The sequence below is a fragment of the Halomonas huangheensis genome (assembly GCF_001431725.1).
Taxonomy (GTDB): domain Bacteria; phylum Pseudomonadota; class Gammaproteobacteria; order Pseudomonadales; family Halomonadaceae; genus Halomonas; species Halomonas huangheensis.
Map to the genome: position 1 here is coordinate 247,078 of NZ_CP013106.1, position 13,225 is coordinate 260,302.

The 13,225-nt window shown below is 58.9% G+C and carries 11 protein-coding genes; 9 read left to right on the top strand and 2 right to left on the bottom strand.

Translation table 11 applies throughout. The annotated features are described in order from the left end of the window. Nucleotides 1-74 precede the first annotated feature (74 nt). The 3 genes from AR456_RS01180 to AR456_RS01190 all read left to right on the top strand — a co-directional run bounded on the left by AR456_RS01180 (nt 75) and on the right by AR456_RS01190 (nt 1,998). On the top strand, nt 75-347 hold the full coding sequence (locus AR456_RS01180; protein ID WP_021819104.1) for a DUF2218 domain-containing protein: 273 nt from the start codon (nt 75-77) through the stop codon (nt 345-347). A gap of 182 nt (nt 348-529) precedes the next feature. Beyond that, entirely contained in the window at nt 530-1,069 is a 540-nt protein-coding gene (locus tag AR456_RS01185) for a MarR family winged helix-turn-helix transcriptional regulator (protein WP_202903947.1), read from the top strand. After that, a complete protein-coding gene (locus AR456_RS01190) occupies nt 1,066-1,998 on the top strand; it encodes a DMT family transporter (protein ID WP_021819102.1) in 933 nt (310 codons plus the stop codon). The genes AR456_RS01185 and AR456_RS01190 overlap by 4 nt, the downstream gene beginning before the upstream one ends. Here the strand turns inward: AR456_RS01190 and AR456_RS01195 are convergent. Further along, entirely contained in the window at nt 1,992-3,002 is a 1,011-nt protein-coding gene (locus tag AR456_RS01195; protein ID WP_021819101.1) for an esterase-like activity of phytase family protein, read from the bottom strand. The two genes, AR456_RS01190 and AR456_RS01195, sit on opposite strands and share 7 nt — an antisense overlap. Nucleotides 3,003-3,202: 200 nt before the next feature. On the opposite strand from AR456_RS01195, the gene dapB reads away from it, so the two are divergent. From dapB to greA, 4 genes are all read left to right on the top strand, one after another. Then, nucleotides 3,203-4,036: a 4-hydroxy-tetrahydrodipicolinate reductase gene (dapB, locus tag AR456_RS01200; protein WP_021819100.1), complete on the top strand. Its 834-nt coding sequence runs from the start codon at nt 3,203-3,205 to the stop codon at nt 4,034-4,036. Between the two features lie 372 nt (nt 4,037-4,408). Next, nucleotides 4,409-5,554 carry a glutamine-hydrolyzing carbamoyl-phosphate synthase small subunit gene (gene carA, locus AR456_RS01205; protein ID WP_021819099.1) on the top strand — a complete coding sequence of 382 codons (1,146 nt, stop codon included), beginning with the start codon at nt 4,409-4,411 and terminating at the stop codon, nt 5,552-5,554. 80 nt (nt 5,555-5,634) lie between these two features. Further along, complete coding sequence (gene carB, locus AR456_RS01210) at nt 5,635-8,865, top strand: carbamoyl-phosphate synthase large subunit (RefSeq protein WP_021819098.1); 3,231 nt, start codon at nt 5,635-5,637, stop codon at nt 8,863-8,865. Further along, nucleotides 8,862-9,338: a transcription elongation factor GreA gene (gene greA, locus AR456_RS01215; RefSeq protein WP_021819097.1), complete on the top strand. Its 477-nt coding sequence runs from the start codon at nt 8,862-8,864 to the stop codon at nt 9,336-9,338. Before carB ends, greA begins: the two co-directional genes overlap by 4 nt. Before the next feature lie 279 nt (nt 9,339-9,617). Here greA and yhbY read toward each other — a convergent pair whose 3' ends face one another. Further along, nucleotides 9,618-9,944 carry a ribosome assembly RNA-binding protein YhbY gene (gene yhbY / locus AR456_RS01220; protein ID WP_021819096.1) on the bottom strand — a complete coding sequence of 109 codons (327 nt, stop codon included), beginning with the start codon at nt 9,942-9,944 and terminating at the stop codon, nt 9,618-9,620. Between the two features lie 241 nt (nt 9,945-10,185). On the opposite strand from yhbY, the gene rlmE reads away from it, so the two are divergent. Then, entirely contained in the window at nt 10,186-10,887 is a 702-nt protein-coding gene (rlmE, locus tag AR456_RS01225; RefSeq protein ID WP_021819095.1) for a 23S rRNA (uridine(2552)-2'-O)-methyltransferase RlmE, read from the top strand. 295 nt (nt 10,888-11,182) lie between these two features. Continuing rightward, nucleotides 11,183-13,183 (top strand): ATP-dependent zinc metalloprotease FtsH, encoded by a 2,001-nt coding sequence (gene ftsH, locus AR456_RS01230; protein ID WP_031207885.1) that lies wholly within the window; start codon nt 11,183-11,185, stop codon nt 13,181-13,183. Nucleotides 13,184-13,225: the final 42 nt, after the last annotated feature.

Consider the following 13,225-nt stretch of genomic DNA (forward strand, 5'->3'; position numbering starts at 1 on the left):
CGTTGCGTATTCGGGACTGATCGAGGTTGGCATTATATGCGTATCATTAACATTTGTATTCATGAGGATTGGGTATGCACAACACCACTGCACAGGTGATGACCCCTTCAGGGCAGCGCTTGATCAACCGGCTCTGCAAGCACTGGGCGCACAAGCTTGAAGTCGATATTGAACAGGGGCGGGTGGTCTTCGAGGGCGGCGTTTGCCTGATGCGTGCCGATGACGCATCTCTGCAGGTGGACCTGCAGGCTGAGAATGCAGAGCTCCTTGAGCGACTCAAGGGTGTCGTCGCCAGCCACCTGGAGCGTATGGCTGGAAAGGAGACTTTGGTGATCAACTGGCAGTAGCCGCGACTTCGCGCCACGCGACGGGGCCTTGAACTGATCCGCTATCGAACGTCGCTGTGATGGTGGGTGAGCGTGCTTGCATGTATGGCTTCGAGCATATATCTTCAAGTAAAGATTCTTTTGCTCGAATCAAATGCTGGAAACGAGCTCTCGAAAATGAGCCGTTGCCGAAGGTGACCGTCATGTCTGTACCTCCGTTGGAGAAAGCAATGCCGCGCGATGCCATTGATCGCCTGATCGCGGAATGGAGTCGTGTCCTGCCGGATCGAGATTCCTCGGACATGGGCATCTTCACTCGGCTATATCGCGCTTTGAAGCATGTGGATCGTCGGGTAGCGGCGGTATTCCGGAGCTATGGGCTACGCGAGGGCGAGTTCGACTTGCTGGCGACGCTGTATCGTCGCGACTCTCCGCAGGGAATGACGCCCAATGCGCTGTGTGAGGCGGTGGTGTTGAGCTCGGGGGCGATGACCAATCGCCTGGACCGCCTGACAGAGCGTGGTCTTGTCGAGCGCGTTGCCAATCCCGAGGATCGCCGCAGTGTATTGGTCAGGCTGAGTGACAGTGGGCACGAGATGATGCCGGACCTGCTGGACGCCTATCTGGCAGAGTTGAAAGCCATGCGCAGTGCGCTGGGTGCTGACCAGGCTGAAGCGCTGACTACGGGATTGCGCGCCCTGTTACTGGCGCTGGAAGGAGAATCTCCGGGAGCTGATTCATGAACATCAGAACGGGGGGTGTCTGGGGGGCTCATCTCGGCATGCTGGTATGGGCGTTGCTGGTGGGACTATCGTTCCCGGCGGTGGGGCTGTTGAGCGAAGGGTTGCCGCCCTTGCTGTTGACGGCGATGCGTTTTGCCATCGCCGCCCTTGCGGTATTGCCACTGGTCTGGGGTGCGCCGGGTCTGGTACCCAGTCGTCCCGGCGCTTGGCTGTATGCCTTGATGGGACTATGCCTTGCAGGTTTCTTCGGTACCATGTTCTGGGCCGCGCATCGCACTACGGCGCTTTCCATGGCCACGCTCTACGTTAGTGTTCCACTGCTGGCTTATATGCTTGGACGCATGATACGTGTCGAACAGCGTGCCCTTGGGCTGTTGGCTTTGCTGCTGCTTGGCGCGCTGGGTGCCCTCGGGTTGGCCTGGGCGGAAGCGAAGGGGGATCTGAGTCGGATGCAGCTTGGGCCTGGAGAGGCAGGGTTCTTCGTCGGCTGCATGGCGTCGGCACTGTATCCGGTGTTGTCGAAGTTCGGGCTGGTGCGGGGTTGGTTGTCGCCACATGCCGGAGTCAGAACCTTGTGGAGTCTGGTGCTGGGTGGGGTGCTGATTGCGCTGTTGGGGCTGATCTTCAACAGCCCAGCAGCGATGGCTCGCATGACACTGAGTGACCTGCTGCTGGTCACTTACCTGGGAATGTTCTCGAGTGGTGTAACCTTCTGGTTGCAGCAACGAGCAACGGCGACGCTGACTCCGGCGGCGGTCACCGCCTATGGTTACCTGGTGCCTTTCGTCTCGATGCTGTTGTTGTTTATCCAGCAGCCACAGGCTCTGTCGCTGGTCTGGTTGCCTGGTGGTGTGATGGTGATGGCCGCCATTCTGTTGCTGCTGCGCCGTGATGTGCGGATGCGCAGCCCTGTGGCGATGAGTCACTGAGTCTCAGGACGCAGACAGGCCAGCAGCGAACGCTGCAGTCTGCTGAAATTGTTGTCACTGAGCATCAGGAAACTGCCGTCGGGTAATGCTGCCAGTCCTTCCATATTGTCGAGTCGCCAGCCATCGGCGCTGGAAAGGCTGGCGACAGTAGTGGTGTTGACATCAGGAGGGGCCAGCAGCTGTGTGCGCTTGAGGGTGATCACCAGCGGGTGGGGTGGTGCATAGGCACGCTCGAGGGTCAGCAGGGTGTCCGGAGTGTCCGGCCATGGCGCCATATCGGTCAGTGAGCTTCCGGTGGCGTCCGCCAATGGGTAACCCCACTGATGTCTGCCGTCGAGGCTGAACAGCCGCGTGACTTTCGCATCACTGCCCGGCGGTGGGGATTCCAGGCCGATGAGCACGCCCAGGTCGGGGAGTTGTGTCATGGCCTCCATTCCCCTGTTGTTTCCTGAACCGGTTTGCCCTGCTCTCTGAGCCTCGCTCGGGTGCAGGGCGTCGCCGTTGGGGTAGCCTTCGGTAGTGAATGACTGCAGGCGGTGGTCGCGTTCGAAGGCGATCAGTAGTGCGGTATTGCCGCGCTCGCCATCCTCGGCATTATCAAGCACCACGGCTTCGGCATCACCATCTCCACCTGTCAGAGGCTGTCCGCTGCTGTCCTTGAGGGTGTGGCTGGATATCACTGCCAGATCGATCAGTTGGCCATCATCGAATAGCGGCCGAGTTTGATGCAGGCGGCCACGATCCGAGATCAACCACAGGCTCTGTTCGTCATCATCCCAGGCCAGTGCTGATAGGCCGCCGAGCGGTTGCCCCGACGCCAGGCTGTCGGCGGGCCATTGGCTGGGTAGCTTCAGCGTGCCACATAGCTCGAGACCGGGAATGGTAGGTGTCTTTCCGTCAATGGCGTTGGCTCCGGCCAGGCTGGCGAGCTGTACATTGTGGGCACAACCGGGCAGTGACCACAGCAGGCCTGCCAGAGCGAGAGTGTGCAGAGGCTTGAGCATGGAAATTCCCTTTCGAGGCGAGAGTTGGACGCCGCCAACACACGATGATCGCATATTGCAGTGACAGAGGGATGGCATCTCTGATGCACAGACGACGCTATTTCGCACTGGTATACTGGGCGCTGTCTTGATGCTTGCCGTATCTCGACCTGAGGCCGCTTCCATCTGTTACCCGTTCCGCAGGACAAGGACTTTGCCGCATGACTTCTGCATCCCCCCGTATTGCCATTGTTGGTGCCGCTGGCCGAATGGGTCGTGTGTTGATCGCCGCTGTCAACCAGGACGCTGAATCGGAGCTGGCGGCAGCCACGGTGAGGCCGGGTAGCTCTCTGGCGGGCGCTGACCTGGGTGAACTGGCTGGCGTCGGGCGCCTGGGCATTGCTGCCGTGGATTCACTGGAAGCCGTGGTCGACGATATCGATGTGCTGATCGATTTCACTACGCCGCAGCTGACCCTGTCGAATCTGGCTTTTTGCGCGGAACACGGCAAGGCCATCGTGATCGGTACCACCGGGCTGAGCGACGCGGAACTTGATGAACTCGATAGTTATCGCGACCAGGTGCCGATGGTCTTCGCGCCGAACATGAGCGTTGGTGTCAATCTGACGCTCAAGTTGCTGGAGATCGCCGCGCGTACCCTCGGCGATGAAGGTTACGATATCGAAGTCATCGAGGCCCACCATCGTCACAAGGTCGACGCTCCTTCGGGGACAGCCCTGCGTATGGGGGAAGTCGTGGCCGCAGCGGTGGATCGTAACCTCAAGGAACATGGGGTATTCGAGCGAGTTGGCCAGTGTGGTCCACGTGATGCGAAGGAGATTGGTTTTGCCACGGTGCGTGCGGGCGACATTGTCGGCGAACATACCGTGATGTTTGCCACCGAAGGTGAGCGCATCGAGGTGACTCACAAGGCGTCCAGTCGCATGACCTTCGCTCGAGGTGCGGTGCGTGCGGCGCGCTGGGTCAGTGGTCGCAGTGCAGGTCGTTATGGCATGGATGATGTGTTGGGGCTGGAGGATATCAGCGGGGCATGATGCACCGCCCCCAGCACTTGCTCATAGGGGGTGGTCAGATCGGCGTATATCCTGTAACATCTCAAAAATTTTGGCCGGGCACGAACCGTTTATGACGCCTTGCGCAGCGCTTGTGACGTCCTGTTCATAAGCGAGTGAAGCGGCAGACATCGGCTCAGACATTCCGAGCGCAAGACAAGAAGCATAACAAGCGGGATGAAACCGGTCTTTATCGGGTTTCGTCCCGCTTTTTTACGGCCCGGCTCCTTGTGCCTTTCATGACGCAGAGAGCCGGGTCGATGCCGACTGGATGCAGCCGTTTCCGGTGGTAGGTGGTTTGAGTAGGCAAGTGGTAGTGGCAGTTACCTTGACGAGCATTGGGAGGACGTAGCGTTGAACAAACCCGCAATTCTGGCCCTGGAAGATGGCAGTGTGTTCCACGGCGTAGCCATTGGCGCAGATGGGCAGACCAGTGGTGAAGTGGTGTTCAATACGGCCATGACCGGCTATCAGGAAATTCTCACCGACCCTTCCTACTCCCGACAGATCGTCACACTCACCTATCCCCATATCGGCAACACCGGCATCAACCCTGAGGACGTGGAATCCTCCAGCATCGCTGCTGCTGGGCTCGTCATCCGCGATCTGCCGCTGGTTGCCAGCAACTTCCGCTCTACGCAAAGCCTGTCTGATTACCTGGCCTCCAGCAATGTGGTGGGTATCGCCGATATCGATACCCGTCGCCTGACTCGCATCCTGCGTGACAAGGGGTCGCAGAACGGTGCCATTCTTGCCGGTGCCGAGGCTGAAGGGGCGGATGCCGAAGCTCGCGCACTGGAAGCCGCACGTGCCTTCCCCGGACTCAAGGGCATGGATCTGGCCAAGGTGGTTTCCTGCACCGAGCAGTACGAGTGGAGTGAAGGTGAGTGGGCACTGGGCGAAGGTTATGCAGACGCCGCTGCTACTGAACGTCCGTTCCATGTGGTCGCCTACGACTACGGCGTCAAGTTCAATATTCTGCGTATGCTGGCCAGCCGCGGTTGCCGCCTGACGGTGGTGCCGGCCCAGACGTCTGCGGCCGAGGTGCTGGCGATGCAGCCGGACGGTATCTTCCTGTCCAATGGCCCCGGCGACCCCGAGCCCTGCGACTATGCGATCAAGGCGATCGGCGAGATTCTCGAAACAGATACGCCACTGTTCGGCATCTGTCTGGGCCACCAGTTGCTGGCGTTGGCCAGTGGCGCGAACACCGTCAAGATGGGCCATGGTCACCACGGTGCCAACCATCCGGTGCAGGACCTGGATACCGGCTATGTGATGATCACCAGTCAGAACCATGGCTTTGCTGCTGACGAAGCGACACTGCCGGAAACGCTGCGTGCCACACACCGTTCGCTGTTCGATGGCACCCTGCAGGGGATTGAACGTACCGATCGCCCCGCGTTCAGTTTCCAGGGCCATCCGGAAGCCAGCCCGGGGCCGCGGGATGTCGCCCCTCTGTTTGACCGCTTTATCGAGATGATGCGCAGCCGCCGTTAACGCGACTCCTGACGCGCCCCAGCGGATATACCCAACACGCTCACTTCGATTCATCGTCAAAATTTCAAGCGGGAAGCATCATGCCCAAGCGTACAGATCTCAAAAGCATACTCATCATCGGCGCCGGTCCTATTGTCATCGGTCAGGCGTGCGAATTCGATTATTCCGGTGCCCAGGCGTGCAAGGCTCTGCGTGAAGAGGGTTATCGCGTCATTCTGGTCAACTCCAATCCGGCCACGATCATGACCGACCCGGTAATGGCCGACGCTACCTACATCGAGCCGATTACCTGGCAAGCGGTGGAGAAAATCATCGAGGCCGAGCGCCCTGATGCGGTTCTGCCGACCATGGGCGGCCAGACTGCGCTGAACTGCGCCCTCGACCTGGACCGGTATGGCGTGCTCGACAAGTACGGCGTAGAAATGATCGGTGCCAATGCCGATACCATCGACAAGGCCGAGGATCGTGACCGTTTCGACAAGGCGATGAAGAACATCGGCCTGGCCTGTCCGCGGGCCAAGGTGGCCCACAGCATGGACGAGGCCTGGGAGATTCAGGCCGAGCTCGGCTTCCCGGCAATCATTCGTCCGTCCTTTACCATGGGCGGTTCCGGTGGTGGCGTGGCCTACAACAAGGAAGAGTTCAAGGAAATCTGCCACCGCGGATTTGAGCTCTCGCCGACTCGTGAACTGTTGATTGACGAGTCACTGTTGGGCTGGAAGGAATACGAGATGGAGGTCGTTCGTGACAAGAACGATAACTGCATCATCGTCTGTGCGATCGAAAACTTCGACCCGATGGGCGTGCATACCGGTGACTCGATTACCGTCGCCCCGGCGCAGACGCTGACTGACAAGGAATACCAGATCATGCGCGACGCCTCACTGGCGGTGTTGCGTGAGATCGGCGTCGAGACCGGTGGCTCCAATGTGCAGTTCGGTGTCGATCCGCAAACCGGGCGCATGGTGGTTATCGAAATGAACCCGCGGGTGTCGCGCTCCTCGGCGTTGGCGTCCAAGGCGACCGGCTTCCCGATTGCCAAGATCGCCGCCAAGCTGGCGGTGGGCTACACCCTCGACGAGCTGCAGAATGACATCACCGGGGGGCACACTCCAGCGTCCTTCGAGCCGTCGATCGACTATGTCGTGACCAAGATTCCGCGCTTCACCTTCGAGAAGTTCCCGCAGGCCAACGACCGCCTGACGACACAGATGAAGTCCGTCGGTGAGGTGATGGCTATTGGTCGCACCTTCCAGGAGTCGCTGCAGAAAGCGCTGCGCGGCATGGAAACCGGCAATGATGGTCTTGACCCCGTCGTCACTGAGTTCAGCGATGAGAACATGGCGCTGATCAAGGGTGAGCTGCAGGCTGCCGGCGCCGAGCGTATCTTCTACATCGCTGACGCGATGCGTTCGGGCATGAGTGTCGAGGATGTGTTCACGCTGACCAATATCGACCCGTGGTTCCTGGTGCAGCTCGAGGACCTGGTCAAGACCGAACAGCAACTGACCCAGCGTTCACTGTCTGAGCTGGATGCGCGCGAACTCTTCCGCCTCAAGCGCAAGGGCTTTGCGGATGCTCGACTGGCGAAGCTGCTGGGTGTGTCCGAGAAGGATTTCCGCAGTACCCGCCAGGCCGCCGGCATTCGTCCGGTCTACAAGCGTGTCGATACCTGTGCCGCCGAGTTCGCATCAGATACCGCCTACATGTACTCGACCTACGAGGAAGAGTGCGAGGCCGAGGTTTCCGATCGCCAGAAGATCATGGTGCTGGGTGGTGGTCCCAACCGTATCGGCCAGGGCATCGAGTTTGATTATTGCTGTGTGCATGCGGCCTTTGCCATGCACGATGATGGCTATGAAACCATCATGGTCAACTGCAACCCGGAAACCGTCTCTACCGATTACGATACCTCTGACCGGCTTTACTTCGAGCCGGTAACGCTGGAAGACGTGCTGGAAATCGCCGACAAGGAGAAGCCGGTCGGTGTGATCGTGCAGTTCGGTGGTCAGACGCCGCTCAAGCTGGCGCGTGATCTCGAGGCTGCCGGTGTGCCGATCATCGGTACCACCCCGGATGCCATCGATCGTGCTGAGGATCGTGAGCGCTTCCAGCAGATGATCGACAAGCTGGGTCTCAAGCAGCCGCCCAATGCCACCGCGCGCAGCTTCGAGGAAGCCTTCGCCAAGGCTGAGGTCATTGGCTACCCGCTGGTGGTGCGTCCGAGCTATGTGCTGGGTGGTCGGGCGATGGAAATCGTCTACGATGCCTCTGAGCTCGAAAACTACATGACCCACGCGGTCAAGGTCTCCAATGACTCGCCGGTGCTGCTGGACCACTTCCTGAATGCCGCTGTCGAGATCGATATCGATGCAGTTTCCGACGGTGAGCAGGTGGTCATCGGCGGCATCATGCAACATATCGAGCAGGCTGGCGTACACTCCGGTGACTCCGCCTGTGCGCTGCCGCCCTATTCTCTGCCGGCGGATGTGCAGGACGAGATGCGTGAGCAGGTCAAGCGCATGGCGGTGGAGCTGGGCGTCAAGGGCCTGATGAACGTGCAGCTGGCGTGGCAGGACGGTGAAATCTACGTCATCGAAGTCAATCCGCGCGCCTCGCGTACCGTGCCCTTCGTCTCCAAGTGCATCGGTATCTCGCTGGCTCAGATTGCGGCGCGTTGCATGGCGGGCAAGACGCTGGCCGAGCAGGGCTTCGAGAAGGAGATCGTGCCGCATTTCCACAGCGTCAAGGAAGCGGTGTTCCCGTTCAACAAGTTCCCTGGTGTCGATCCGATCCTGTCGCCGGAGATGAAATCTACCGGTGAGGTAATGGGCTCCGGTGAGACCTTCGCCGAAGCCTTCTACAAGGCGCAGCTGGGTGCCGGTGAGGCGATTCCTCCGTTGACGGGGGAGCGCAAGGCATTCCTGTCCGTTCGTGAGCCGGACAAGGCTGGTGTTATCGAAGTGGCACGTTCTCTGGTAACATTGGGTTTTACACTCTGCGCAACCCGTGGCACGGCGGCGGCACTGGAAAGTGCAGGCCTGTCGGTAGAGGTCGTCAACAAGGTTTATGAAGGCCGGCCACATATCGTCGATTCGATCAAGAACGACGAAATTGCCTATATCGTCAATACCACCGAGGGTCGTCAGGCGATCAATGATTCCTCGGTGATCCGTCGCACCGCGCTTGCCCACAAGGTTCCCTATGCCACGACTCTGGCAGGGGCCAGTGCTGTTTGTATGGCGCTGGAATACGGCAATACGATTACTGTGCGGCGGTTACAGGAACTGCATGCAGGAGCGAATAAATGAACAAGGTCCCGATGACCGTCGCTGGTGAGCAACGCCTGCGTGATGAGCTGGATCAGCTCAAGAGCGAGGCTCGCCCGAAGGTAATCGCTGATATTGCCGAGGCGCGTGAGCATGGCGATCTCAAGGAGAATGCCGAGTACCATGCGGCCCGCGAACAGCAGGGCTTCATCGAGGGGCGTATTCAGGAAATTGAAGGCAAGCTGTCCAATGCTCAGGTTATCGATGTCACCAGGCTGCCCAAGAGTGGCAAGGTGATTTTTGGGGTTACCGTTGAGCTGCTCAACCTCGAGACCGATGAGGAAGTCACCTACCGCATCGTCGGCGAGGATGAGGCGGACATCAAGCAGCGTCGTATTTCCGTTACTTCGCCTATCGCTCGCGCCTTGATCGGCAAGGAAGAAGGCGAGATCGTGGTCGTGCGTACGCCGGGCGGCGAAGTCGAATACGAGATCAGCTCCGTCGAGCATCTGTAGGCTACGAGCTACGAGCTACGAGCTACGAACAAGAACACCCCGCCGATTTTTTCGGCGGGGTGTTCTTGTTGGGGCCAAGGCCTGGGTAGGGCGCGGAAAGAATGAAAACCATCCACAGGGATGGCTGGCAGCGTGGTTGTGGATAACAGGGGTTGGGAAGGACAATCCTGCTGCGATTCCCGGATGGCGCTTGCTCTGGTCATGAAAAAACACCCCGGCAGCGGTGGCTGACGGGGTGTCTCGTTTCGGCTTACGACGCGAAGCGTGTTATTTCAGCGCTTAGTGCCTACCGTGGTGATCCTTGAAGCGACTCACGTTGGAGAGCTTGGGGTTTGCCTTGGGATTGTGGCGGTACAGCAGGGCAACCTTGCCGATCTTCTGGACAACCTCAGCGCCGCTGGCGTCTGCCAGCTCGTCGATGACGGCGGCACGGTCGTCGCGCTCGGTAAGAGCGAGCTTTACCTTGATCAGTTCGTGATCATTGAGCGCTCGCTCGAGCTCGGCCAGCAGGCCCTCGGAGATGCCGTTCTCGGAGGCAGTAACCACTGGATCGAGGTGATGGCCGATGCTGCGGAATGCTTTCTTTTGTGCCTGTGACAAGCTCATGGTATCTTGATTCTTCCCGAAAATGGCGCGCAATGGCACATGGTACGGCGAATCCGGCCAGCATGAAAGCGTGCTTCTCCATTGTCGCTTCATGGTTCATGGATGATGGCTCCAATGGATTGTGCTTCCATAAGTTGTTGCCCCATGAATTGTACCCCATATCCTGCGGTCAACCTTCGCTGAAGGAGCAACTCACCATCGGTGAGTCACGTGGCCCGCAGTCAGCGTTTCAGGTGATCTCGTGGCATCTTCCCGTTCTTCCCGGCCTTCCTCGTCTGCTGGCAAGCAAGCATCATCGGCCAACAAACGTGGCTCAGGCAGTGCCGGGGCCAGCAAGACCAGTGCCAGTTGGCTGAAGGAGCACTTCGATGATCGCTATGTTCAGCAGAGCTGGCAGGATGGCTATCGTTCACGTGCCAGCTATAAACTGATCGAGCTCGATGAAAAGGATCGCCTGTTCAAGCCGGGCATGACCGTCATCGACCTTGGTGCTGCGCCGGGCGGCTGGAGCCAGATTGCGGCCGAGCGAGTGGGTGATAATGGCGTGGTGATCGCTTCCGATATCCTGGAAATGGATGCATTGGCGGGCGTTGACTTCATTGCTGGCGATTTCACCGAGGAACAGGTGCTCGAGGAAATCCTCAGTGTGCTGAATAATCGTCCCGTGGACCTTGTGATGTCAGACATGGCCCCCAATATGAGTGGTATGGCTGCCATTGATCAGCCTCAAGCCATGTATCTGGTGGAATTGGCGCTGGACCTGGCGCGTCAGACGCTGCGCCCGGGCGGTCGCTTCCTGGCCAAGGTATTTCAAGGTGAGGGTTTTGATGCTTACCTGAAGGATCTACGAGGCAGTTTTCAGCGGGTAGTAACACGTAAACCGGATGCCTCGCGCGCTCGCTCGCGTGAAGTCTATCTGCTGGCAGAAGGATTCAAGGGTTGAGCCCCGACAGTTCGCTTGGGGGTAGCTCGGCATGACATCATGGGATCGGAGGCTGGTAGATAGTGCCTACCGACTCGATACGCGGACAATATCGTTAGAGTGTGACAGAGTGTAGGAAGCGGAGCCTGGCAGGTCTATACATAGAGTGAGAGGTAACGGGCTGCACTCGAGAAGCTGGCATGCAGCGCACGATCTGCGTGCTATTCCCGGGCTGGCTGAACAAGGCTTGCTCCTGTAGTGTCAGAGCTCCAGAGGCACCTGAAGCCGACAGATTTCTGTAATTGAGGGTAGTCCCTTGAATGACATGGCAAAGAACCTGATCCTGTGGTTGGTCATCGCAGCGGTGTTGCTGACGGTGTTCAACAACTTCAGCGTCGAGAATGCACCCAATACGACAAACTACTCCCAGTTTGTCCAGGAAGTGCAGAATGAGAAGGTGCGTAGTGTAACTATCGATGGCTACACCATTAACGGTGAGCGCAGTGATGGCAGCACCTTCCAGACCATACGCCCTTCGGCGGAAGACCCCAAGCTGATGGATGATCTGCTCTCCCACAATGTGACGGTGGTAGGCAAGAAGCCGGAGCAGCAGAGCCTGTGGATGAGGCTGTTGATTGCCAGCTTCCCGATTCTGTTGATTCTCGCCATCTTCATGTTTTTCATGCGGCAGATGCAGGGCGGCGGCGCAGGTAAGGGCGGGCCGATGAGTTTCGGCAAGTCCAAGGCCAAGCTGTTGTCTCAGGATCAGATCAAGACCACGTTTTCTGACGTGGCCGGCTGTGATGAAGCCAAGGAAGAAGTTGAGGAACTGGTCGATTTTCTGCGCGACCCAACGAAGTTTCAGCGTCTGGGCGGCACCATTCCGCGTGGTGTGTTGATGGTCGGACCTCCGGGAACTGGTAAAACGCTGCTGGCCAAGTCGATTGCCGGCGAGGCCAAGGTACCTTTCTTCTCGATTTCCGGCTCCGACTTTGTCGAGATGTTTGTTGGTGTGGGTGCGTCTCGTGTGCGTGACATGTTCGAGCAGGCCAAGAAGCAGGCTCCCTGCATCATCTTCATCGATGAGATTGATGCGGTGGGTCGTTCGCGTGGTGCTGGCATGGGCGGTGGTAACGACGAGCGTGAGCAGACACTGAACCAGTTGCTGGTGGAAATGGATGGCTTTGAGGCCAATGAAGGCATCATCGTCATCGCTGCTACCAACCGCCCTGACGTACTGGATCCGGCGCTGCTGCGTCCGGGCCGTTTTGATCGTCAGGTCGTAGTGCCGTTGCCCGATATCCGTGGTCGTGAACACATTCTGAATGTTCACCTGCGCAAGGTGCCGCTGGCCGACGACGTCAAGCCGTCCTTCATTGCTCGTGGTACGCCCGGTTTCTCTGGTGCCGACCTCGCCAACCTCGTTAACGAGGGGGCGCTGTTCGCAGCGCGTCGCAACAAGCGTCTGGTGGGTATGGAAGAGCTGGAGATGGCCAAGGACAAGATCATGATGGGCGCCGAGCGTCGTTCCATGGTCATGACCGAAAAGGAAAAGCTCAATACCGCCTATCATGAGGCGGGGCATGCGATCATTGGTCTGGTGATGCCTGAGCACGATCCCGTGTACAAGGTCACCATCATTCCGCGTGGTCGCGCTCTGGGTGTGACCATGTTCCTGCCCGAACAGGATCGCTATAGCCTGTCACGTCAACAGATCATCAGTCAGATCTGTTCGCTGTTCGGCGGTCGTATTGCCGAAGAGATGACGTTGGGGCCGAATGGTGTTACCACCGGGGCTTCCAACGATATCAAGCGGGCCACTGAGCTGGCGCACAATATGGTCGCCAAGTGGGGGCTGTCCGAGGAAATGGGCCCGATCATGTACGACGAGGACGAATCGCACCAATTCCTCGGTGGCGCGGGCCAGAGTGGCGGCAAGCTCAAATCCGGCGAGACCACCACGCGTCTCGACAAGGAAGTGCGCAAGATTATCGATGGCTGCTACGCCCAGGCGGAACAGATTCTCTCTGACAATCGCGACAAGCTGGACGCCATGGCTGAAGCCTTGATGCAGTATGAGACCATCGATGCCGACCAGCTCAAGGACATCATGGAAGGTCGCTCGCCTCGTCCGCCGAAGGATTGGGATGACCGTGGCTCCAATGGAGGGTCTCCGGTAAGCGGTACGCCGGCAGAGGAAGAGCCGGAGGCTAGCTCCAATGCGGACAGCGACGATGCCAGTGGCGGTGATGAAGAAGACGATGATGCGCCTGATCGTCGCCCCTCCGATCCTCTCGGCGGTCCCGCCGGAAGCTGACACATGATCAGCCCTGACGTCAGAGGCGCCCTGCGGGGCGCC

Excerpts from the sequence above, each read along its gene's own strand:
- AR456_RS01180 (WP_021819104.1), top strand. The coding sequence starts at position 75 with ATGCACAACACCACTGCACAGGTGATGACCCCTTCAGGGCAGCGCTTG.
- AR456_RS01185 (WP_202903947.1), top strand. The coding sequence starts at position 530 with ATGTCTGTACCTCCGTTGGAGAAAGCAATGCCGCGCGATGCCATTGAT.
- AR456_RS01190 (WP_021819102.1), top strand. The coding sequence starts at position 1,066 with ATGAACATCAGAACGGGGGGTGTCTGGGGGGCTCATCTCGGCATGCTG.
- AR456_RS01195 (WP_021819101.1), bottom strand. The coding sequence starts at position 3,002 with ATGCTCAAGCCTCTGCACACTCTCGCTCTGGCAGGCCTGCTGTGGTCA.
- dapB (WP_021819100.1), top strand. The coding sequence starts at position 3,203 with ATGACTTCTGCATCCCCCCGTATTGCCATTGTTGGTGCCGCTGGCCGA.
- carB (WP_021819098.1), top strand. The coding sequence starts at position 5,635 with ATGCCCAAGCGTACAGATCTCAAAAGCATACTCATCATCGGCGCCGGT.
- greA (WP_021819097.1), top strand. The coding sequence starts at position 8,862 with ATGAACAAGGTCCCGATGACCGTCGCTGGTGAGCAACGCCTGCGTGAT.
- yhbY (WP_021819096.1), bottom strand. The coding sequence starts at position 9,944 with ATGAGCTTGTCACAGGCACAAAAGAAAGCATTCCGCAGCATCGGCCAT.